The organism is Streptomyces sp. NPDC048718 (assembly GCF_043198875.1).
Taxonomy (GTDB): domain Bacteria; phylum Actinomycetota; class Actinomycetes; order Streptomycetales; family Streptomycetaceae; genus Streptomyces.
In genome coordinates this window covers 1-22,092 of record NZ_JBICVG010000005.1, presented here as the reverse complement: position 1 = coordinate 22,092, position 22,092 = coordinate 1, and the positions used below count along the sequence as shown (strand labels likewise).

The 22,092-nt window shown below is 72.5% G+C and carries 20 protein-coding genes and 1 rRNA gene; 9 read left to right on the top strand and 12 right to left on the bottom strand.

The genetic code is table 11. The features are described 5' to 3' along the window. Positions 1-153 precede the first annotated feature (153 nt). Entirely contained in the window at positions 154-729 is a 576-nt protein-coding gene (locus ACGFRB_RS10705) for a DJ-1/PfpI family protein (RefSeq protein ID WP_393241635.1), read from the top strand. 120 nt (positions 730-849) lie between these two features. On the opposite strand, the gene ACGFRB_RS10700 is transcribed toward ACGFRB_RS10705, so the two are convergent. The 3 genes from ACGFRB_RS10700 to ACGFRB_RS10690 form a co-directional block, all read right to left on the bottom strand. Beyond that, complete coding sequence (locus ACGFRB_RS10700; protein WP_393241632.1) at positions 850-1,044, bottom strand: hypothetical protein; 195 nt, start codon at positions 1,042-1,044, stop codon at positions 850-852. A gap of 136 nt (positions 1,045-1,180) precedes the next feature. Further along, positions 1,181-1,840: an HAD hydrolase-like protein gene (locus tag ACGFRB_RS10695; RefSeq protein WP_363012043.1), complete on the bottom strand. Its 660-nt coding sequence runs from the start codon at positions 1,838-1,840 to the stop codon at positions 1,181-1,183. Between the two features lie 99 nt (positions 1,841-1,939). After that, complete coding sequence (locus ACGFRB_RS10690; protein ID WP_361233938.1) at positions 1,940-2,446, bottom strand: DUF6912 family protein; 507 nt, start codon at positions 2,444-2,446, stop codon at positions 1,940-1,942. Between the two features lie 249 nt (positions 2,447-2,695). Here ACGFRB_RS10690 and ACGFRB_RS10685 point away from each other — a divergent pair, with 249 nt between their 5' ends. Continuing rightward, entirely contained in the window at positions 2,696-3,259 is a 564-nt protein-coding gene (locus ACGFRB_RS10685) for an Rv3235 family protein (protein WP_393241628.1), read from the top strand. Positions 3,260-3,368: 109 nt separating this feature from the next. On the opposite strand, the gene secA is transcribed toward ACGFRB_RS10685, so the two are convergent. Beyond that, positions 3,369-6,152: a preprotein translocase subunit SecA gene (gene secA / locus ACGFRB_RS10680; RefSeq protein WP_393241625.1), complete on the bottom strand. Its 2,784-nt coding sequence runs from the start codon at positions 6,150-6,152 to the stop codon at positions 3,369-3,371. Between the two features lie 250 nt (positions 6,153-6,402). Between secA and ACGFRB_RS10675 the strand changes: the two genes are divergently transcribed. Both ACGFRB_RS10675 and ACGFRB_RS10670 read left to right on the top strand, forming a co-directional pair. Further along, complete coding sequence (locus ACGFRB_RS10675; RefSeq protein WP_393241622.1) at positions 6,403-6,999, top strand: GNAT family N-acetyltransferase; 597 nt, start codon at positions 6,403-6,405, stop codon at positions 6,997-6,999. 145 nt (positions 7,000-7,144) lie between these two features. Continuing rightward, on the top strand, positions 7,145-8,326 hold the full coding sequence (locus ACGFRB_RS10670; RefSeq protein ID WP_393241619.1) for a winged helix-turn-helix domain-containing protein: 1,182 nt from the start codon (positions 7,145-7,147) through the stop codon (positions 8,324-8,326). Positions 8,327-8,392: 66 nt separating this feature from the next. Here ACGFRB_RS10670 and ACGFRB_RS10665 read toward each other — a convergent pair whose 3' ends face one another. The 7 genes from ACGFRB_RS10665 to ACGFRB_RS10635 form a co-directional block, all read right to left on the bottom strand. After that, positions 8,393-9,148, bottom strand: a complete 756-nt coding sequence (locus tag ACGFRB_RS10665) for a response regulator transcription factor (RefSeq protein ID WP_361233953.1) — start codon at positions 9,146-9,148, stop codon at positions 8,393-8,395. A gap of 257 nt (positions 9,149-9,405) precedes the next feature. Continuing rightward, positions 9,406-10,086 (bottom strand): ribosome hibernation-promoting factor, HPF/YfiA family, encoded by a 681-nt coding sequence (gene hpf, locus ACGFRB_RS10660; RefSeq protein WP_363012059.1) that lies wholly within the window; start codon positions 10,084-10,086, stop codon positions 9,406-9,408. A gap of 297 nt (positions 10,087-10,383) precedes the next feature. After that, entirely contained in the window at positions 10,384-11,226 is an 843-nt protein-coding gene (locus ACGFRB_RS10655; protein WP_393241615.1) for a ComF family protein, read from the bottom strand. 141 nt (positions 11,227-11,367) lie between these two features. Then, positions 11,368-13,248, bottom strand: coding sequence for an LpqB family beta-propeller domain-containing protein (locus ACGFRB_RS10650; protein ID WP_393241612.1), 1,881 nt, complete (start codon positions 13,246-13,248; stop codon positions 11,368-11,370). Beyond that, a complete protein-coding gene (mtrB, locus tag ACGFRB_RS10645; RefSeq protein WP_363012050.1) occupies positions 13,238-15,223 on the bottom strand; it encodes an MtrAB system histidine kinase MtrB in 1,986 nt (661 codons plus the stop codon). The genes ACGFRB_RS10650 and mtrB overlap by 11 nt, the downstream gene beginning before the upstream one ends. A gap of 1 nt (position 15,224) precedes the next feature. Then, the gene (gene mtrA, locus ACGFRB_RS10640; protein WP_010356958.1) at positions 15,225-15,902 is read right to left on the bottom strand and encodes a two-component system response regulator MtrA; all 678 of its coding nucleotides are present in this window, start codon (positions 15,900-15,902) and stop codon (positions 15,225-15,227) included. A gap of 205 nt (positions 15,903-16,107) precedes the next feature. Then, complete coding sequence (locus ACGFRB_RS10635) at positions 16,108-16,338, bottom strand: hypothetical protein (RefSeq protein WP_393241608.1); 231 nt, start codon at positions 16,336-16,338, stop codon at positions 16,108-16,110. Positions 16,339-16,565: 227 nt separating this feature from the next. Here ACGFRB_RS10635 and ACGFRB_RS10630 point away from each other — a divergent pair, with 227 nt between their 5' ends. The 5 genes from ACGFRB_RS10630 to ACGFRB_RS10610 are packed head-to-tail and all read left to right on the top strand — an operon-like array spanning position 16,566 to position 21,898. Next, positions 16,566-17,726, top strand: a complete 1,161-nt coding sequence (locus ACGFRB_RS10630) for a hypothetical protein (protein WP_393241605.1) — start codon at positions 16,566-16,568, stop codon at positions 17,724-17,726. A gap of 4 nt (positions 17,727-17,730) precedes the next feature. Further along, positions 17,731-18,414, top strand: coding sequence for a DUF4129 domain-containing protein (locus tag ACGFRB_RS10625; protein ID WP_393241602.1), 684 nt, complete (start codon positions 17,731-17,733; stop codon positions 18,412-18,414). Continuing rightward, the gene (locus ACGFRB_RS10620) at positions 18,411-19,610 is read left to right on the top strand and encodes a DUF4350 domain-containing protein (protein ID WP_393241599.1); all 1,200 of its coding nucleotides are present in this window, start codon (positions 18,411-18,413) and stop codon (positions 19,608-19,610) included. Before ACGFRB_RS10625 ends, ACGFRB_RS10620 begins: the two co-directional genes overlap by 4 nt. Further along, positions 19,607-20,590 carry a MoxR family ATPase gene (locus ACGFRB_RS10615; protein ID WP_363012054.1) on the top strand — a complete coding sequence of 328 codons (984 nt, stop codon included), beginning with the start codon at positions 19,607-19,609 and terminating at the stop codon, positions 20,588-20,590. The genes ACGFRB_RS10620 and ACGFRB_RS10615 overlap by 4 nt, the downstream gene beginning before the upstream one ends. 12 nt (positions 20,591-20,602) lie before the next feature. Then, complete coding sequence (locus tag ACGFRB_RS10610; RefSeq protein WP_393241596.1) at positions 20,603-21,898, top strand: DUF58 domain-containing protein; 1,296 nt, start codon at positions 20,603-20,605, stop codon at positions 21,896-21,898. Between the two features lie 102 nt (positions 21,899-22,000). On the opposite strand, the gene rrf is transcribed toward ACGFRB_RS10610, so the two are convergent. Then, positions 22,001-22,092, bottom strand: a 5S ribosomal RNA gene (rrf, locus tag ACGFRB_RS10605); the annotation flags it as partial.

The window sequence follows — 22,092 nt, the reverse complement described above, 5'->3', positions numbered from 1 at the left end:
GCCGGAAGTTTGACGATCTGGACAGCGACGCATGGTTCCCCGAGGCTCCGGCGGTGATCCGGCTCCCGGGAACCGCTTCGGGAGGCCGTCGGCGGGGCCGTGGGAATCAATCGGCCGGCATGGGCCATCCGAGACCGGGACGTGGGAGTCACCATGGCGAAGATCTTGATCGTGACGGGGGACGCGGCGGAATCGCTGGAGGTGATGTACCCATACCAGCGGCTGCTCGAAGAGGGGTACGAGGTCGACATCGCGGCCCCGGCGCGCAAACGGCTGCGTTTCGTCGTCCACGATTTCGAACCGGGGTACGACACGTACACCGAGAAGCCCGGCTACACCTGGCCGGCCGATCTGGCCTTCTCGGAGGTCGACCCGGGCGCGTACACGGCCGTCGTGATCCCGGGCGGCCGGGCCCCGGAGTATCTGCGCAACGACCCCGAGCTGCGCAAGATCCTCAAGTCCTTCTTCGACGCGGACAAGCCGGTCGCCCAGATCTGCCACGGCCCGCTCCTGACGGCGGCCACGGGCAGCCTGGAGGGCCGGCGGGTCACCGCGTACCCGGCGCTCGAACTCGACATGCAGGCGGCGGGGGCGGGCTTCCAGGACACGGCGGTGGTGGTGGACGGCCGGCTGGTGTCCTCCCGGGCCTGGCCGGACCACCCGACCTGGATGCGGGAGTTCTTGAAGGTGCTGCGCGCGGCGGAGGCGGCCGAGGGCACGGAGGCGTGACGCGGGGCGCTCCCGGGCCTGGCGAGGAGCCGGGGGCGGCTCTGCGCGTGTACGGGAGCGGGGCGCGTGGCTGGGAGGGGCCTTACGGGCCCTTATGGGCGCTCAGGGGCCTCAGGGGCCTCAGGGGCCCAGCGTGGCCTCGATCGCCTTGACGCGGCACTCCGCGCACGTACGCGACGACCGCTTCGCGACGAACAGGCACCGGCAGAGCTCCAGCCGCCGGGACGGGATGCCGCACAGCGCCCCCGCCTCCGTCCAGGCATGGTGCAGGTCCGCCCCGCCTTCCTCTCGGCACCCGCCGAAGTCCGTCCGCACGGCCCCGAACCTGATCCGGAGGGAACGAAGAAGGCGACCACGTCTCGGCATGGCCGCCACTCTCACACCCGGCCCCGGGCGGTGTGAAGGCGCGAGGCAACCCTCACGCCCGCCCCGCCCGGCCCCGGGCCCGGTCTCAGACCAGTTCGTCGGCGACGGCCACGGCCTCCGCCAGCGAGTCCACAACGGGCACGCCGACCCGCTCCAGGGACTTCCGGCTGTGCGACCCGCCGGTGTACAGGACCGCCTTCGCGCCCACGTGCAGGGCCGCCACGGCGTCGTCCGCCGCGTCGCCGATGACGACGACGCGCTCGGCCGCCACGTCCCCCAGGGCGGCGAGGTGGCGCACCATGTGCCCCGACTTGCCATCCGTGCTCTTGCCGACGCGGCCGTCCATCCGGACGAAACGGTCCGCGATCCCGTGCCGGCGCACCAGCGGGATCAGATCGTCGTGCGGCGCGAGCGACAGCAGCGACTGGGTGAACCCGGACGCCTGCCGGGCGGCGAGCAGGTCCGCCGCGCCGGCGGTGAGCCCGCAGGCGTCGGCCAGGCCCCAGTAGTGGCGGTGGAACGAGCCGTCCATCACGTTCCACTCGTCCTCGGTCGGCAGCCGCCCCAGCAGCCGCTCGTAGAACTTCGGCACCGGGACGGTGTACAGCTCCCGGTACTGCTCCAGAGTGATCTGTTCGAGCCCGACCTCCGCGAAGGACGCGTTGGTCGCCCCGATGACCGCGCCGATGTCGTCGAGCAGTGTGCCGTTCCAGTCCCAGACCAGATGCTTCGTGTGCTTCCCCATGGACGTCCACGGTACCGGCACGGTCCGACACCGTGAGCGGTCGTGGAACGCACAGCCGACCGTCAGGGGGTGCGGGCCCGGGTTCGGGCCCGGTGCCGCTCAGCCGAGGATCGCGGGGATCTCCTGGACGCCGAACCAGAGCAGCTCGTGGTCCTCGGCCCCGTCGACGGTGAACTGGGCGTCGTCGTCGCCCTGGTCGGCGGCGCCGAGCGCGGCGGCGGCGGCCGAGACGTCCGGCTCGGCGTCGTCGGCGTCGGCGTGTACGGCGGCGGCCTTGGCCAGCGGGACGGCCGAGGCGATCCGGACCTCGCCGAGCGCGCCCGCGTCCAGGCCCCGGTCCGGGTCCACGACGGCGTCCCGGTCGGCCACGTCGACCGCGACGACCACGCGTCGCCGGGCGGCCGAGGGGTCGGCGGCGAGCAGCCGCAGGGAGGCGGCGGCCGCGCGGTTGAGGGCCGCGTACTCGAGTTCCTCGATGTCGTCGCTCACGTACCACTCGCGCAGCGCGGGGGTGACGGCGTAGGCGGTGAGCGGGCCGGGGCCGACCTCGCCCGCCTTGTGCGCCTGTGCGAGACCGGGGAGGGTCAGAGGGACGTACACGCGCATGGCTGGCCGCTTTCGTAGTCGGAGATGCCCTCAGGATACGTGCGTGGTGCCTGCCCGGGGGCGGCGACCGGGTGCGTCCCGGACCGTCTCGTTCGCTCTGATAGGTGAATCACCCAGGGTGATCGAAAGCGCCCCAAAGCTCCCTTGCCGGTGCCTCCGGAGGCCCCGTACAAGATCCCCGACCAGGGTCGACGCTCGCTCGAAGCCCGGTTACTCACCGCGATCGACACCGCGACGAACGGGGATCCCATGAACACACGCGCCCGGCGCACCCGCGGCCCTTCCGGCCCCGCCGGCACGGGTCCGCGCGGCCGCGCGGGAACGGCACCGCGGCGGACCGCACCGCCGCACGTCCTGTTCGCCGAGCGCCTGCTGGCCGTCCTGAGCGGCGACCGCCCGGTCCACAGCATGCTGGGCTACGCGGCCGGCGAAGCGTACGACCGGCTCGTCGAGGCCGGTCCCCGGCCGCCCTTCCGGTCCACCCGCTGGCGCCCCGCCCTCCACCGCTGCGGCTGCCGGCGGTCCGAGGGCGGCGCTCTCGAAGTCTTCGCCATCGTCGCCACCGGCGACAGCTTCCGCGCGCTCGCCTTCCGCCTCGTCCAGGGCCCCGACCTCCGCTGGCGCTGCTCCGCGGTGGAGTTCGACGACCTGGCGGAGGGCGTCCGGGGGCCCGGGCCCGTACCGAGAACCGCGCCGGGCCCCGCACGGGGACGGGAGCCGGGACCGGAGGCGGGAGGGAGACCGGGCCCGGAGGCGGGACTGGACGCGGGGGCGAGGGCGGGGCTGAAGGCGGACACCCTGGCCGGCCGTTGACGCTCTCCCTCCCCGAATGAGCGCATACGCGAGGGGGCCGGCCGCCTCATCGGCGACCGGCCCCCTCCCCCGCACTCGCGGCCCGTGTCCCGGGCCGCCGAAGGGCGGGTTACTTCTTGCGGCGGCGTCCGCCCGCGCTCTTCTGCGCCTTGCGGCGCTCCGCGCGCGTCAGACCGTCACCGGCGACCGCGTCCTCGGAGGCGAAGTCGCCCTCGACGACCGACCCGTCGCCGTCGACCTTCGGCGCGGAGAAGTGCAGCCGGTCGGGGCGCTGCGGGGCGTCGAGACCCTTGGCGCGGATCTCCGGACGGGCACTGCCGTCCCGCTCGGCCGCGTCCTGCACCGGGACCTCCTCGACCTGCTGCTCGACCTGGACCTCCAGGTTGAACAGGTAGCCGACGGACTCCTCCTTGATGCCCTCCATCATCGCGCTGAACATGTCGAAGCCCTCGCGCTGGTACTCGACCAGCGGGTCCTTCTGGGCCATCGCGCGCAGGCCGATGCCCTCCTGGAGGTAGTCCATCTCGTAGAGGTGCTCGCGCCACTTGCGGTCGAGGACCGACAGGACCACGCGCCGCTCCAGCTCGCGCATGATGTCCGAGCCGAGCTGCTTCTCACGCGCCTCGTACTGCTCGTGGATGTCGTCCTTGACGGACTCGGCGATGAACTCCGCCGTGATGCCCGCGCGGTCGCCCGCCGCGTCCTCCAGCTCCTCCACCGTGACCTTGACCGGGTAGAGCTGCTTGAACGCGTTCCACAGCCGGTCGAGGTCCCACTCCTCGGCGAAGCCCTCGGTGGTCTCCTGGCGGATGTAGTCGTCGATGGTGTCGTCCATGAAGTGACGCACCTGCTCCTGGAGGTCCTCGCCCTCCAGGACGCGACGGCGCTCGCCGTAGATGACCTCGCGCTGCCGGTTGAGGACCTCGTCGTACTTCAGGACGTTCTTACGGGTCTCGAAGTTCTGGCTCTCGACCTGGCCCTGCGCGGAGGCGATGGCACGGGTGACCATCTTGTTCTCGATCGGGACGTCGTCCGGCACATTCGCCATCGCCATCACGCGCTCGACCATCTGCGCCTTGAACAGACGCATCAGGTCGTCGCCCAGCGACAGGTAGAAGCGGGACTCGCCCGGGTCGCCCTGACGGCCGGAACGACCGCGCAGCTGGTTGTCGATACGGCGCGACTCGTGGCGCTCGGTGCCCAGCACGTACAGCCCGCCGAGCTCCTTGACCTCCTCGAACTCCGCCTTCACGGCCTTCTCGGCGCGCTCCAGGGCGCCCGGCAGGGCCGCCGACCACTCCTCGACGTGCTCGACCGGGTCGAGGCCCGCCTGGCGCAGCTCGGCCTCGGCGAGGTCGTCGGGGTTGCCGCCGAGCTTGATGTCCGTACCGCGGCCGGCCATGTTCGTGGCGACGGTGATGGCGCCCTTGCGGCCCGCCTGCGCGACGATCGTGGCCTCGCGCTCGTGGTGCTTGGCGTTGAGCACCTCGTGCGGGATACCGCGCTTGCTGAGCTGCTGCGAGAGGTACTCGGACTTCTCGACGGAGGTGGTGCCGACGAGGACCGGCTGGCCCTTCTCGTACTTCTCCGCGATGTCGTCGACGACGGCGGCGAACTTGGCGACCTCGGTCCGGTAGATGAGGTCGGGCTGGTCCTTGCGCTGCATGGGCTTGTTCGTCGGGATCGGAACGACGCCCAGCTTGTAGATCTGGTGGAACTCGGCCGCCTCGGTCATCGCCGTACCGGTCATGCCGGACAGCTTGTCGTAGAGGCGGAAGAAGTTCTGGAGGGTGATCGTGGCGAGCGTCTGGTTCTCGTCCTTGATCGGCACGCCCTCCTTGGCCTCGATGGCCTGGTGCATGCCCTCGTTGTAACGGCGACCGGCGAGGATACGGCCGGTGTGCTCGTCGACGATCATGACCTCGCCGTCGATGACGACGTAGTCCTTGTCCTTCTTGAAGAGTTCCTTGGCCTTGATGGCGTTGTTCAGGTAACCGACGAGCGGGGTGTTCACCGACTCGTACAGGTTGTCGATGCCCAGCCAGTCCTCGACCTTGGCGACACCGGCCTCGTGGATGGCGACGGTGCGCTTCTTCTCGTCGACCTCGTAGTCGCCGGTCTCCTCGATGCCCTTGAGCGGGTTGCCGGGCTCGCCCTTGACGAGACGGGTGACCAGCTTGGCGAAGTCGCCGTACCACTTGGTGGCCTGGTCCGCCGGGCCGGAGATGATCAGCGGCGTACGGGCCTCGTCGACGAGGATCGAGTCGACCTCGTCGACACAGGCGAAGTTGTGGCCGCGCTGGACCAGCTCGTCCTGGGACCACGCCATGTTGTCGCGCAGGTAGTCGAAGCCGAACTCGTTGTTCGTGCCGTACGTGATGTCGCAGGCGTACTGCTCGCGGCGCTGCGCCGGGGTCATGTTGGCCATGATGCAGCCGACCTCGAGACCGAGGAAGCGGTGCACCCGGCCCATCATCTCGGAGTCGCGCTCGGCCAGGTAGTCGTTCACCGTGATCAGGTGCACGCCCTTGCCCGACAGCGCGTTCAGGTAGGCCGGGAGCGTACCGACGAGGGTCTTGCCCTCACCGGTCTTCATCTCGGCGACGTAGCCGAGGTGGAGGGCGGCGCCGCCCATGATCTGCACGTCGTAGTGACGCTGGCCGAGGACGCGCTTGGCCGCCTCGCGGACGGTCGCGAACGCCTCGGGGAGCAGGTCGTCCAGGCTCTCGCCGTCGGCGAACCGCTGCTTGTACTCGTCGGTGAGGGCCCTCAGCTCGGCATCGGAGAGGTTGACGAAGTCGTCTTCGATGGAGTTGACCTGGTCCGCGATGCGGTGCAGTTTGCGCAGGATCTTGCCTTCGCCTGCACGCATGAGCTTCTGGAAGACGGACACTGAGGCTGGTCTCCTTGCCGGTCGGGCCTGGCACTGGTCGGTGATGACTCGGGCGCGGGCACGGCAGGTGGTCCCCACCGCAACGGCCATCGTAAGCGAGACCGCCGTCACGGAGGGAGGCCCGCAAGGCCGGAACCACGGCTTCCGTCCGTGACGGCTCCCGACAGGGAGAACGCGCGAGGCCGCCCGAAGGTGCCGCCTCGCGCGAAAACCGTTCGCACAGGTCGGGGCAGGTCACCAGAATTCCGTCATGGAGCCCATCACCCTGACCACCGCACGGCTGCGGCTGCGCCCCTTCACCCCGGACGACGCCGGGGTGGTGTACGAGGTCTGCCAGGACCCCGCCGTCCAGCGCTGGACCGCCGTCCCCGCCCCGTACACGCGCGAGGACGCCGAACTCTTCGTGACCCGCCTCGCGCCGGAGGGCTGGCGCTTGGACGGGGAGTACGCGTTCGCCGTAGAGCCGCTGACGGGCGGGCCGCTGATCGCCGCCGCCGGACTGCACGCCTGTTCCCCGGGTATCCGGGAGGTCGGCTACTGGCTGGCCCCGGAGCACCGCGGCCGGGGCTATATGACCGAGGCGGTCGGCGCCCTCGCGCACTGGGCCTTCACCGGGCTCGGCGTCCACCGGCTGCTGTGGCGCGCGGAGGTCGGCAACATCGCCTCGCGGGCCGTCGCCGAGCGGGCCGGCTTCACCGTCGAGGGCGTCGAGCGGGCGGGGATCCTCAAGGACGGCACGGCCCGGGACAGCTGGCTCGGCTCGCTGCTCCCCGCCGACGTGGGGCTGCCGTCACCGCTTCCGTATCTCCCCGCGCCCGTTCCGCCGAGGACCTCCACCGTGTCCTGACGGCCGGCCCGTGACCGGTCCCGGGCCACGCGTGCCACGAGCAAGCCACGGCCCGGCGGCGGCTCCGGGCGGCGGGGCAGTGGCGGGAAGGAGCGGTCGTACCAACGCCCCGCCCGCTGTCGGTGCCACCCCCTAGGGTGCCGCCATGACGACCGCGACGCCCACCCCGGCCGCCCCCCGCCCCGCCGCCGAACTGTCCGCCGACGAAGCCCGCCGGATCACCCTGCGCGCCCAGGGATTCCTCGGGGCCCCCGATCGCCGGGCCGGAGTGCGCGGAATGCTGCGCCGGCTCGGCCAGGTCCAGCTGGACACCATCTCGGTCCTCGCCCGCTCGCACGAGCTGATCCCGTACGCGCGCCTCGGCGCGGTCGGCCGCCGCACCGTCGAGGACGCGTACTGGAGCGAGGGACACGCGTTCGAGTACTGGTCGCACGCGGCGTGCGTCCTGCCCGTCGAGGAGTGGCCGCTGTTCGCCTTCCGCCGCCGCGCCTACCGCGCCCGCCCGCACTGGGGTCACGAGCTGTCCCCCACCGCGTACGACACGGTGATCGCGCAGCTGCGGGCCGAGGGCCCGCGGACCGCGACCGAGCTGGGCGGCGCCAAGAACAAGGGCGAGTGGTGGGACTGGTCCGACACGAAGATCGCCGTCGAGCGCGCGCTGATGTACGGCGAGGTGGTGGTCACCGAGCGGCGAGGCTGGAAGCGGGTGTACGACCTGGCGGAGCGCGCCGTCCCGGCAGCGCTGCTGCACGACGACCTCGACGACGCGGAGTGTCTGCGGCGGCTGGTGCGGCAGGCGGGCGAGGCGCTCGGCGTCGGCACCCGCGCGGACCTCGCCGACTACCACCGGATCAAGGGCGAGGCCTTCGACGCGGTGGTGGCGGACTCCGGGCTCGTCCCGGTGACGGTGGCGGGCTGGGGGAAGCCCGCCTGGGCCGATCCGGCGGCGCTGGCGGCCGAGCCGCGTGGCCGGCACCGTACGACGCTGCTCTCGCCGTTCGACTCGCTCATCTGGGAACGGTCCCGTACCGAGCGGATCTTCGGCTTCACCCACCGCCTGGAGGCGTACGTGCCCCGGCAGAAGCGGGTGCACGGCTACTTCGCGATGCCGGTGCTGGCCGGCGGCCGGCTGGTGGGCCGGGTGGACCCGGCGCGCGAGGGCCGGACCCTGGTGGCCCGGCAGGTGTCCCTGGACGGCCCGAAGGCGGTCCCGGCGGTGGCGCGGGCCCTCGCCGAGGCCGCCGAGTGGGTGGGCTGCGACGCGGTCGCGGTGGAGCGGGTGGACGCCCCGGAACTCGCCCCGGCCCTCGTGAAGGCCCTCGGCTGACCCGGTGACCCGGCAAGGACCGGGCCGGGGGCGGGGCCGGGCTCCCGCCCGGTCCCGCCCCGCGCGTCAGCGGATCTCGAGGATCTTCTCCCGCATCGCGTAGACCACGGCCTCCATCCGGGAGTGCAGCTGCAGCTTCTCCAGGATGTTGCGGACATGGTTCTTCACGGTGTTCTCGGAGATGAAGAGCTCCTTGGCGATGTCCCGGTTGTTCATGCCGGTCGCGACGAGCTTGAGGACCTCCAGCTCGCGGTCGGTCAGCCGGGGCGCGGGCACGAGCCGCCGCTCGTCGGTGCGCTGGATCATCGACTTGAACTCGGTGAGGAGCTTCGAGGCCATCGACGGGCTGATCTGCGACTGCCCGTCCGCGACGGCGCGGATCGCGGTGGCGACCTCGTCGGTGGAGATCTCCTTGAGCAGATAGCCGGTCGCGCCCGCCTTGATCGCGTCGTAGAGGTCGGCTTCCTCATCGCTTATCGTCAGCATGATGATCTTGGCGCTGGGAGCGACCTCCTTGATGGAGGTGCAGGCCTCGATGCCGCCGCGACGGGGCATCCGGACGTCCATGAGGACGATGTCGGGAAGCAGGTCCGCGGCCTTGTCGACGGCCTCGGCGCCGTCCCCCGCCTCGCCGACGACCTCGATGTCCTCCTCCTGGCGCAGGACGATCTCCAGGCCCCGGCGGAACAGCGCGTGATCGTCCACGACGAGGACCCGGATCGGTTCGTCCCGCGCGGCACCGCCGTCCGGATCCGATCCCTCCGGGGCGATCGTGCTCCCTGGCTGTCGCCCGCCGTGTACCGGTCCGAAGCGGTCCGCCATCGTTCCTCCCCCTGAAGGCCGTGGCCTGAAGTCGTGTGCTGAATCGCCTGTCGTGTCCCAACCGCTGCTCGGGGAGCAGCGGTTGACGTGCCCGTCATGATTCCATGCCGCGGCGCTCCCCCGATGATCCCTTGACCCCGAGGGGTCACGCACGGTCGCACAGAGGTGCCCCCGGAGCGCGCGGGGCGCTCTCGGGGGCAGTCGTGCCGTGGTCGTCCGCGGTCACCTCGGTCCGCGGGCGGGCCGGGGGCGGGGGATCAGCCGCCGAGCGCGCCTCCCGCGCCACCGCCCTCGGCGAGCGGGTCGCTCTCCAGGTGGATGACGCCGTAGTCGTAGGCGTGCCGCCGGTAGACGACGCTGGGCTGCTTGGTGTCGGAATCGACGAAGAGGTAGAAGTCGTGCCCGACCAGCTCCATCTCGTAGAGCGCCTGGTCGAGGCTCATGGGGGCGGCGCGGTGGGTCTTCTCGCGGACCACCAGCGGCCCTTCGCCCTGGACCTCGATCGGGCCCATCATCGTGGTGGGCACGTTCTCGCCTTCTTCGACGACGAGTTCGCCGCTGCCGTTGAACTGGGCGGCCCCGGGCACCACGTCGGGTACCTCGGCCGCCGACAGCCGGCCCGTGCCCCTGCGGGTGAACCGCTTGTCGTGCTGCTTGCGCAGTCGCGCCTCGAGCTTGTCCTGAGCGAGGTCGAGCGCCGCGTACGCGTCGGCGGCCGCGGCTTCCGCCCGGATCACCGGGCCTCGGGAGTGCAGGGTGATCTCCACGCGGTCCGACCGGTCGGCCTGCCGCGGGTTGTGCTCCTTGGACACCTCGACGTCGAGGCTCATCACCTTGCCGTCGAGCTTCTGGATCTTCTCCAGGTTCAGCTTCTCGGCCACGTGCTTCCGGAACCGCTCGGGCACCTCTGTCTTGCGGCCCTTGACGACGATGTCCACGCAGAACTCCGTTCCCGGATCGCTCGCCACGGCTCCTCGGCCGGCGAGCGTCTCCCTTTTGCACCAGACCCCGGCGTTTACCGGAGCCCCGGACTTGGCGACTCGCCCTTCCTCCTCCCCAGTCGACAAGCACCCCTACCCCACCGGCCCGAGATGAATTCGCCCTGAACTCCCGTTCTGAAGGCACGCTCGCGCATTCGGTGAGGCCGTGGCATTCGCCATTCCTCACAACCGAACATAGCTCGTTCGGACGGATGTCGGCACCCGGTACGGCCACTTACCGCCATTCGCGTGCGTTCACCACTCACCACCTGCAACGTCGCGGGTTCTCGAAGAGTTCCGGTTTAATTCGAACGAGGCCGGAGAGGATGCGAGTACGGCAGCCGTGAGCCGTTCGAATAGGGGGTGCGGCGTCGCTTCTTCCGGGTTGCCCGGCAATCCGTGAATGGTGAACGGAGGGTGTACGGAGTATCCGGCGGAACACACCGCCGCGAGGGCCCGCGCCGCCTCCGCGAGCGTCGTTCCCGTCGTCATCAGATCATCCACGAGCACCACGCGCCCGCCGGTCCGGACCGCTTCGGCGAGCGGCCCCGCTCCGCCCGGAGCGAGCGTGAGCGCGCCCGACAGGTTGGCGCGCCGCTCGGCCGCGCCGAGGCCCGCCTGATCGGCCACCGCGCGGCGCTGCCGCAGCACCGGCAGGACCCGCGCCGCCCGTCCGGCCCGCCGCAGCCGTCCGGCCGCGGCCATCGCCAGGCGACGCGTCGGATCATGGCCACGCGCCCGTACGGAGCGCCGCGAGGACGGCACCGGTACGAGCAGGCACGGGCCGGTCCCGAACGGCTCCACGGGCCCCGCGGCGGCCGTGACGGCCCCGGCGAGCGCCGCGCCCAGCGGCCCGGCGAGCGGCAGCGCGCCCCGCTCCTTGTGGGCGAGGAGCAGCGTGCGGACCGCTCCCTCGTACGGCACCGCCGCATAGGTGGCCGGAAGTCCCCCCGGCTCGGGTGACGGACGCACGCGCCTGGGCCCCTCCCCGGTCAGCGCGTGCGCGCACGCGGGGCACAGGGCCGTACGCGGTCTCCCGCAGCCCTCGCAGGAGACCGGCAGCACCAGCCCGGCGATCTCCTGCCACCACCCCCGCATGGCCCCACTGTCCTCCCCCGCCATCCGCCTGGCCACCCCTGTGGACAACGGGCGGTGGAAGGCTGTGGACAACGGGCGCGGAGCCCCTCCCCAAGCCGCTGGACCGGCTCCGGAGGACTGCCGGACGTCCGCCCGGCCCGATCAGCCCGGGTAGACGGGCAGACTGCCCTGCGTCCGCAGGGGCTGCCAGTTCGTGCCCGGGGCGAGCCGCGCGATGCCGTCGTCGCGGGAGTCCGCGACCACCGGCGCGCTCTGGTCGGCGTACGGCGCGGCCACCGAGGTGACCCCGTTCAGGCCCGGGAGCACGGACGTGGCGGACGTGGAGCCGTCCGTCTGCACGTACCGCACCTGCTGCACGCCACCGGCCTCGGTGCCGACCACGACGAGCCGGCTCGGTCCCGCCCAGGACACGGCGGTGACCGATTCCAGCCGGGGCGCCGCGTCCTGGAGGTCCGTGACGGTGACCTCCTCGCGCCCGTCGACGACGCTCCGCCCCACCCGGCCGATCTGGAGGGTGGTGTGGTCGTCGCGGGTCACGAGCAGCGCGATCCGGACCCCGTCCGCGGAGACCCGCAGCGACTCGATCCGGGCGCCGCCCCGCAGCCAGGGGGTGCCGACCGCGACGCGTTCGCCCTGCCCGCCCGGCACCATCCACAGTCGCGGTTTCAGCGGGTCGCGGTCGGCGACCCACAGGTCGCCCCGGCCGTCCCAGCTCGGCGCGGACAGCCGGTCCTCGGGCCGCGCCCCGGTGCTGGTGACGACCGGATCGGGCAGTTCGTCGTCGGCGGTGAGGGAGCCGACCCGCAGCTCGCGCCCGTCCTGGAGGACGGCGGCGGCCCGGTTCTCCGCGCGGTCCACCGCCACGGGGCCCAGCCGCACCGTGCCCTTGCCGAACGGGCCGGGCACCTCGGTCGGCTTCTGCGCCTGCCGGCCACCGTCCGCCAGCGTCATCAGCCGCTGGTGCTCGTCGACGAAGTACGGGCTCTCGCCCCGGCCCGAGTCACGGACCGGCGAGAACTCCTGCTCCGCCTGTCCCTTGCCGAGCAGGCACAGCGCGCCCGTGCTGCCCTGGATCTCGACCTGCTCGACCCGCACCGAGGTCAGGTCGCCGAGCGTGAACAGCAGCTGCGCCGCCATGCCCTTGCAGACGACCGTGCTCACCCGGTCGGCCTTGTCGTTGAGCGGGATCTTCAGGGTCGACTGGTCGTCGGGGGTGAGGGAGTAGACGTCCTTCGCCAGCTCCGTGCCGGACGGGAAGCGCGACTCGACGGCCGGCCCGAGCCACTTCGTCGGGCCCTCCAGGAGCGCCTTGACGGTCTGGGTCACCGGATCCATCCGGGTGACCGGGTCCTGGCGCTGGCGGATGTAGACGGGGTCGGCGACGACCCAGTTCTCGTCGGAGGCGAAGTAGTACTTGTTGACCGCCCGGTAGTTGCGCAGGAAGTCCGCCTCGCCGAGCACCAGGCCCGGCGGCAGGGAGTCGATGCGCCACTCCTTGGACTTGCCGTCCGACGCGGGCTGCTGCACCACGTGGATGCCCGTGTCGAAGGCGGAGGGGACCTCCGGCCGGTACGCGTGCCGGGCGTCGACCTGCGCGACCCGGCGGCCCGACAGCGGGAACGTCCGCCCCTGGGTGTCGGGGTCGCCCGGCCGGTCGGCCTGCCCCCGGTGGGGCGCGTTGGTGAGCACGGTGATGCTCTGTTCCGGCTTCCAGGACCGGGCCGCCCGCTTGGTCAGATACTTCCGGGCCGTCGCGAAGCCGGGGTCGTCACTGGTCATGGCTTCCAGGAAGCCGTCGACGATCTCCTCCGGGTCGGCGTTGTCACGCGGCGCGACCGCGTACACCCGTACCTGCGAGTCGCCCGCGTTGGACGCCTTCACCGCCTGTACGTCACCGCTGTCGGGCATGCCCGCGCAGCCGGACACCAGCAGCGCGCCGCATGCCGCGAGCACCACGGCACCGCCGCCCGCCGACCGTCCCCGCCCCCGGGTCTTCCGCTTCCCTCGAAGGTCAGCGCCCACCTGTCGTGTCCTCCCGCTCGGCGCGCGCCGGCGCCATCGCCTCGCCTTCGTCGTCCGCCCCCGCGGGCCGTGCGACCACCCGGGCACCGCTGCCCGGCAGGGCCGTCGGGTCGGCCGACGGCCGCGGCACCGACGGCAGCCGCGGCGGTACGGACAGCCCTGTGCGGCCCGCACCGGACTGGGCCGGCACCCCGGCGCCGGACCCACCGGTGCCGACCGCGGCCGCCTGCTCCCGGTTGCGCCGGGAGTCCTCGGGCTCCAGCGGCACCGGCGAACCGCGCAGCGGCTCGTCGGCGGTGCGCGGCAGCGTCAGCCGGAACTGCGAGCCACCGCCCGGCTCGCCCCACGCCTGGAGCCAGCCGCCGTGCAGCCGCGCGTCCTCGACCGCGATGGACAGGCCAAGGCCCGTACCGCCGGTGGTCCGCGCGCGGGCCGGATCGGCCCGCCAGAAGCGGTTGAAGACCCGGGTCGCCTCGCCCGGCTTCAGACCGACGCCATAGTCGCGTACGGCGACGGCGACGGCCCCGCCCGCCGCGGCGAGCCGGACGACCACGTCCCGGCCCTCGCCGTGCTCGACCGCGTTCACGACCAGGTTGCGCAGCACCCGCTCGACCCGGCGGGCGTCCGCCTCGGCCACCACGGGCTGCTCGTCGCCGACGACGACGATGCGGCAGCCCTTGCGCTCGGCCAGCGGCTCGGCGCCGCCGATGACCCGCCGCACCACCTGGCGCAGATCTATCGGCTCGGCTTCGAGGGACGCCGCGCCCGCGTCGAAGCGGCTGATCTCCAGCAGGTCGGCGAGCAGCGACTCGAACCGGTCGAGCTGGTCGCCGAGCAGCTCGGCGGAGCGCGCGGTGACCGGGTCGAAGTCGACCCGCGCCTCGTGGATGACGTCGGCGGCCATCCGCACGGTCGTCAGCGGGGTGCGCAGCTCGTGCGAGACGTCGGAGACGAACCGCCGCTGCATCCGCGACAGCTCCTCCAGCTGCTGGATCTTCAGCTGGAGGTTCTGCGCCATCTTGTTGAACGCCTCGCCGAGGCGCGCGATGTCGTCCTCGCCGGTGACCTTCATCCGCTCCTGGAGCCGGCCGGCCGACAGCCGTTCGGCGACCCCGGCCGCCATCCGTACGGGGGTGACGACCTGGCGCACCACCAACCACGCGATGGCCCCGAGCAGCACGACGACGAACAGCCCGGCGGTCGCCAGGGTGCCCTTGACCAGGTCGAGGGAGTCCTCTTCCTGGTTGAGCGGGAAGAGGTAGTACAGCTCGTACGGGGTGCCGTCGGCGTCGTTGAGCCGCTTGCCGACCACCAGACCCGGCTCGGTGGCCTTGCCGCTGGTGTAGTGGATCCGGGCGTACGTCTGGAAGGTGTTGGTGCCCTGCGCGACGTTGTGCCGCAGATCGGCGGGGATGCTGGTGGTCGGGTCGACCTCGCCGGAGGCGCGGGCGCCGCGGCTCGCGGTCTCCCCGGTCTCCAGGGAGAGCGCGACGACGTTGAAGGCGCTCTGGCCGCCGCTCGCGAGCTGTTCGACCAGCGTGGAGCGCCAGTTCACCGACGGTCCCGCGCGGCCGCTGTCGTCCTGGTCGCCGCCCGGCTGGGGCTGGGTGGTCGCGGCCCGGTCCTGCGCGGCGGAGAACCCGCCGGCGGCCTGGCTCTGCGCGGCCCTCTCCTTGGCGTCGAGCAGACCGTTGCGGACCTGGCCGATGACGACCAGGCCGAGCAGCAGCACCACGCCCAGCGACATCAGGAGGGTGCCCGCGACCACCCGCACCTGAAGATTGCGCCGCCACAGCCGTACGGCGGGCAGCAGCGGCCTGCGCACCCAGCGGGCGAGCAGCCGGAAGACGGGCGCGCCCGGCGTCCCGTCCTGGAGGAGGCGGCGGAACGGCCGGTCTCCCCACTCCGGTCCGGCAGCCCGCCCCGCACGGACCCCCCGGTCCCCGTTGTCCGGAGCAGTACTGCCCTGGCTCATGTCAGCTCGGTCCTGCCTTGTATCCGACACCGCGCACGGTCACGACGATCTCCGGGCGCTCGGGGTCCTTCTCGACCTTCGAGCGCAGCCGCTGGACGTGCACGTTCACCAGACGGGTGTCGGCGGCGTGCCGGTAGCCCCACACCTGCTCCAGGAGCACCTCACGGGTGAACACCTGCCACGGCTTGCGGGCCAGGGCGACCAGCAGGTCGAACTCCAGCGGCGTGAGGGCGATCGACTGCCCGTCGCGCTTCACGGAGTGACCGGCCACGTCGATGACGAGGTCGCCGATGGTCAGCTGCTCCGGCGCCGGCTCCTCCGACCTCCGCAGCCGCGCCCGGATACGGGCGACGAGCTCCTTCGGCTTGAACGGCTTGACGATGTAGTCGTCGGCCCCGGACTCCAGGCCCACGACGACGTCGACCGTGTCGCTCTTGGCCGTGAGCATGACGATCGGTACGCCGGACTCGGCCCGGATCAGCCGGCACACCTCGATGCCGTCCCGGCCGGGCAGCATCAGATCGAGCAGCACCAGATCCGGCTTGGCCTCACGGAAAGCGGCGAGCGCCTTGTCTCCGTCCGCGACGAACGACGGCTCGAAACCTTCACCCCGCAGCACGATCCCGAGCATCTCGGCGAGTGCCGTGTCGTCGTCGACGACAAGAACGCGTCCCTTCATATCGACATCATCCCATTTCCGTATCAGTCCCTTGGCGGCTGGTGAGATACCTCACCGACCAGCGGCGACGTCCGTGACGGCCGGCGGAGAACCGCCGGTGTCCGTGGGTGTCGATGCCGGGTGCGGAAGTCACCCCCGGTGGCCCCCCTGTGCCGCCCTGCACCGTACCCCGCGCCTCCCGCGACGCCCATGGGAGGCCCGGCTCTCAGCCTTCCGCTCCCTCCTCGGAGATCATTTCGGCGATCCGGTGGACAACCTCCGACGGGACCCCCTTGGCTCCCTCGTCGTCGAGCGCCGCCACCAGCGCCCGCCGGACTTCCCCGTACGGACGCCCGGCGAAGCAGGCACGGGTCCTGCCGACGGCCCGTTCGAGCCTCCGCAGGGCGGCCTCGACAGCCGGCATCGCCTTCTCGTACTCGCTCGGGTCGGTGGACATGTCCACGGGTATAGAGGACGGCCCCGGACGACCGCATCCCCCGCGCGGCCCGGACCCGGGAACGCGTCCCGAAGCGGGAGAAGGCGCCCAGGACGGGCCCGGGCCGCCCGGGGTGACGGCGGCGCGTGGCACGATGGCTCCGGTCCGCCGCCCCGCCGGGCGGACGGGCGCTGTGACAGAGCCGGCTCGGCGATCCGGCACCGCGACCAATCTCGAGGTGGACGACCGTGAACGACACTCCGGGCTGGGCCTCGCCCGGGTCCGCTTCCTCCGACGGCGACACGAACGGTTCCACCCCGCAGTGGTCCTCGAACCAGCCGCCCGCCGGCCAGTGGCAGCCGCCCGCCGCCCCCACCCCCGGCACCCCGCCCCCGGCCCCGGTCCCGCCGCAGGGCGGTCCCGCCTGGGGCGGCATGCCGCCGCAGGGCCCGTGGAACGTGCCCCCGATCGCGAAGCCGGGGGTGATCGCGCTGCGTCCGCTGACGATGGGCGACATCCTCGACGGCGCGGTGACGACCCTGCGCCGCTACTGGCGGACCGTGCTCACCGTCACCGTCTCCGTCGCGGCGGTCATGCAGATCGCGCAGATCCTCTGCCAGCGCTATCTGGTGCCGACCCAGACGCCGCTGGATCCGAACGCGAGCCCCGCCGAGACCCTTGACCACACGCTCGAGTCGCTCCGGATCAGCGCCATCGGAATGGTCCCGGCCTACGTGATCGCCGCGATCGCCACGCTGCTGAGCGCCGCCCTTCTCACCGTCGTCATCAGCCGTGCCGTCCTCGGCAAGCCGATCGACCTCGGCACCGCCTGGCGGGAGGCCCGGCCGCGGCTGCTCCCGCTGCTCGGACTGAGCCTGCTGGTGCCGCTGATAGGCCTCGCCGTCATGATCGTCGGCGTGCTGCCCGGCGTTCTCCTCGACAGCGAAGCCGTCACCGCGCTGGGCAGCCTCGCCGCCCTCCTCGTCGTCGTCTGGCTGTGGATCCGCTTCAGCCTCGCCTCGCCCGCCCTGATGCTGGAGCGGCAGGGCGTCATCGCCTCGATGAAGCGCTCGGCGAAGCTGGTGCAGGGCACCTGGTGGCGCATCTTCGGCATCACCGTCCTCGCCAATCTGCTGATGGCCCTGGTCGGAATGATCCTCGCGATCCCCTTCACCACCCTCGCGATGGCCCTCTCCCTCGACAACCTCGCCCATCTCGACACCAGCGGCATCGAGAAGGACTGGTCGTTCCTGATCATCACCGGCATCGGCGGCGTCATCACCAACGCGATCGTCTACCCGATCACCGCCGGCGTCTCGGTCCTCCTCTACGTCGACCAGCGCATCCGCCGCGAGGCACTGGACATCGAACTCGGCCGGGCGGCCGGCCTCCCCGGCTACGGGGACTGATGGCGTGACGGCCACGGGGGGCACGGCCAAGAGCGGAATACCGGTGGACATCCCGCGCGTCCCCGCCCAGGAGGCGGCGGAGCGGGAACTGTCCAAGCCGATGTACCACGAGCACGATCCCGGCTTCCTCCAGCGGGCACTGGACCGCTTCTGGGAGTGGGTCGGCGGCCTGTTCGACTCGGTGTCCGGGGCGGGCCCGGGCGGGGTCGTCGGCGTCGTGGCCGTCGTCCTGATCGTGCTCGCCCTGGCCGCCGCCCTCTGGTGGCGGCTGGGCACCCCCCGCCGTTCACCGTCCTCGGGTGGTGACGTCCTCTTCGGCGAACAGGCCCGCACGGCCGCCGAACACCGCTCCGCGGCCTCCCGCCACGCCGCCGCCGGCCAATGGAACCAGGCCGTCCAGGAACGCATGCGGGCCATCGTCCGCTCCCTCGAGGAACGCACCCTGCTCGACCCGCGCCCCGGCCGCACCGCCGACGAGGCGGCCGCGGAAGCCGGCCGCGCCCTGCCCGCCCACGCCGACGGCCTGCGCTCCGCCGCCCGTGCCTTCGACGATGTGACATACGGCGGACGCACCGCCGACGAGTCCGCGTACCGCCGCGTCGAAGCGCTGGACACCGCCCTGGAGCGGGCCAAGCCGTCCCTCGACGGCGCCGCCGCCTCCGCTTCCTTCACCCAGGCGCCGCGATGAGCCGGACCACCACGAGTCCCACCTCGACCTCGATCTCCCCCCGCCTGCTGTGGACCCGCGCCCGGGTGCCGGTCCTGATCGCCGTGCTGCTCCTGATCGGCGGCGTCCTCTTCGCCACGGCCCACACGGCCGATCACCACATGCGCCTCGACCCGCGCTCCGCCGACCCCGAGGGCAGCCGGGCCGTCGCCGAACTCCTCCGGTCCAGCGGTGTCACCGTCGACGTGGCCGGCACGCTCGCCGACGCGACCGCCGCCGCGGGCGCCGACACGACGCTGCTGGTCACCGCCCCGGATCTGCTCACCGAGGAACAGCTGTCGGAGCTGCGCGAGACGACGACCCGCTCGGCGGGCCGCACCGTCCTCCTCGGCCCGGGCGACCCGGCCCTCTCCGCCCTCGCCCCCGGCATCGTCGCCGGGACGAGCGCCCCGGTGACCACGCTGAGGCCCGGCTGCGACCTGCCCGCCGCCCGCCGCGCCGGCGACGCCGACCTCGGCGGCACGCGCTACCGGACCGGCACGGCCACCGCCGACTCCTGCTACCTCTCCAAGGGCCTGCCGACCCTGGTCCGTGTCCCCGGCCCGGGCGCCGGAGACACGCTCCTGATCGGCTCGACGGACCTCTTCACCAACGAACATCTCGCGCGGCACGGCAATGCCTCCCTCGCCCTGCAACTGCTCGGATCCCACCCGCACCTCGTCTGGTACCTCCCCTCGCTCACCGATCTGCCCGACGACTCCGAGGCCGGCGCCGACGACCCGATGGCCGCCTTCCTCGCGCTGATCCCCTCAGGCTGGCAGTGGGCCACCCTCCAGCTCGCCCTCGCGGCCCTGCTCGCCGCGCTCTGGCGCGGCCGCCGTCTCGGCCCCCTGGTGACCGAATGGCTTCCCGTCGCCGTCCGCGCCGCCGAGGCCACCGAGGGCCGCGCCCGCCTCTACCGCAAGGCCGACGCCCGCGACCGCGCGGCGACCGTCCTGCGAACCGCGACCCGCACCCGGATCGCCCCGCTCCTCGGCGTCCCCACCGCGGACGCCCACTCCCCCGATCTGCTGCTCCCGGCCCTCTCCACCCGGCTCCCGGCCGGCGCGGCCGACTCCCGAGATCTCCTCTTCGGCCCGGCTCCCGCCGACGACGCCGCCCTCATCCGCCTCGCGGACCAACTCGACGCCCTCGAAAGAGAGGTACGCACCTCATGAGCGCCCCGACCCCCGAGACCGTGCCGACCTCGGACGCCGCCCGCGCCTCGCTGGAGGCCCTGCGCACCGAGATCGGGAAGGCCGTGGTCGGCCAGGACCCCGCCGTCACCGGTCTCGTCGTCGCCCTGCTCTGCAAGGGCCACGTCCTGCTGGAGGGAGTCCCGGGCGTCGCCAAGACCCTTCTGGTACGGGCGCTCGCCTCGGCGCTCGAACTCGACACCAAGCGCGTGCAGTTCACCCCCGATCTGATGCCGAGCGACATCACCGGCTCGCTCGTCTACGACACCCGGACCGCCGAGTTCTCCTTCCAGCCCGGCCCCGTCTTCACCCATCTGCTGCTCGCCGACGAGATCAACCGGACGCCCCCGAAGACCCAGTCCTCCCTCCTGGAGGCGATGGAGGAGCGTCAGGTCACCGTGGACGGCGTCCCCCGCCCGCTGCCCGATCCGTTCCTCGTCGCCGCGACGCAGAACCCCGTCGAGTACGAGGGCACCTATCCGCTGCCCGAGGCCCAACTCGACCGTTTCCTGCTGAAACTGACGGTCCCGCTGCCCTCACGCGAGGACGAGATCGCCGTCCTCACCCGCCACGCCCAGGGCTTCGACCCCCGCGACCTGAAGGCGGCCGGTCTGCGCCCCGTCGCCGGACCGGCCGAGCTGGCCGCCGCCCGGGAGGCCGTCGCCAAGGTGACCGTCTCGGCCGAGATAGCCGGCTACGTCGTCGATATCTGCCGTTCCACGCGTGAATCCCCCTCGCTCGCCCTCGGTGTCTCCCCCCGAGGAGCCACCGCCCTGCTCTCCACGTCCCGCGCCTGGGCCTGGCTGACCGGCCGGGACTACGTCACCCCGGACGACGTGAAGGCCCTCGCTCTGCCCACCCTGCGCCATCGCGTCCATCTGCGGCCCGAGGCCGAGATGGAGGGAGTCACCGCGGACTCCGTCCTCACCTCGATCCTCGCCCACGTCCCCGTCCCCCGCTGAGAACGGCGCCCCATGGCCCTCACCGGACGAACCGCCCTGCTCGCCGCCCTCGGATCGCTCCCCGTCGGCATCCTCGCCCCCAGCTGGACGGGGATGCTGGCGGTGAACGCCCCGCTCTCGGTAGCAATTCTGTGCGACTACGCGATGGCCGCGCCAGTGCGAACGCTCCGATTCACCCGAAGCGGTGATACGTCTGTTCGACTGGGTGACGGTGCGGATGTCCAGCTCACGGTCACCAACCCCTCGCGCCGCCGGCTTCGTGCCCTGATCAGGGACGCCTGGGCACCGAGTGCCGGCCAGGACCCGGCCCGCCAAAAGCTGACGGTCCCCGCCGGCGAGGCCCGCCGGGCCTCCACGGTCCTGCGCCCGACGCGTCGCGGCGACCGCCGGGCCAAGCGCGTCACCGTCCGCTCGTACGGCCCGCTGGGTCTGGCGGCCCGCCAGGGCCATCACGAGGTGCCGTGGTCGGTCCGTGTGCTGCCGCCTTTCACCAGCCGCAAGCATCTACCCTCGCGGCTGGCGCGGCTGCGCGAACTCGACGGCCGTACCAGTGTCCTGAGCCGGGGCGAGGGCACCGAGTTCGACAGTCTCCGGGAGTACGTCCCCGGCGACGACACCCGCTCGATCGACTGGCGGGCCACCGCCCGTCAGTCGGCGGTCGCCGTGCGCACGTGGCGCCCCGAGCGGGACCGTCATCTTCTCGTCGTCCTTGACACCGGTCGCACGTCCGCGGGCCGGGTCGGCGACGTCCCGCGTCTGGACGCGGCGATGGATGCCGCACTTCTCCTCACCGCGCTGGCGTCGCGGGCGGGCGACCGGGTGGATCTCGTCGCGTACGACCGCCGACTGCGCGCCCAGGTCCAGGGCCGTTCCGCCCGCGAGGTGCTGCCGGCGGTCACGGACGCGCTGGCCACGCTCGAACCCTCGCTGGTCGAGACCGATGCCCGCGGTCTGGTGGCGACCGCTCTGTCCCGCGCCCCGCGCCGCTCGCTCATCGTCCTGCTGACCGGTCTGGACGCCGCCGCGATCGAGGAGGGGCTGCTGCCCGTGCTGCCTCGGCTCACCCGCCGCCACACCGTCCTGGTGGCGTCTCCGGCCGATCCGCACATCGCTCGTATGGCGGCGTCCCGCGGCACGGTCGAGGGCGTGTACGAGGCCGCCGCGGCGTCGCAGTCCCAGGCTCAGCGGCTGCGTACGGCGGAGCAGCTGAAGCGTCACGGTGTCACTGTCGTGGACGCGCTCCCCGACGCGCTCGCCCCCGCTCTCGCGGACGCCTATCTGGCCTTGAAGGCCGCCGGCCGTCTCTGACCGCAGCGCGGAAAGGGCTCCCGACCGGGAGTCCTCGCGGTATCGGCCGGTAAACGCAGAAAAGCCCCGCACCATAAGGTGCGGGGCTTCCCCACAATGATTGTTCGGCGGCGTCCTACTCTCCCACAGGGTCCCCCCTGCAGTACCATCGGCGCTGAAAGGCTTAGCTTCCGGGTTCGGAATGTAACCGGGCG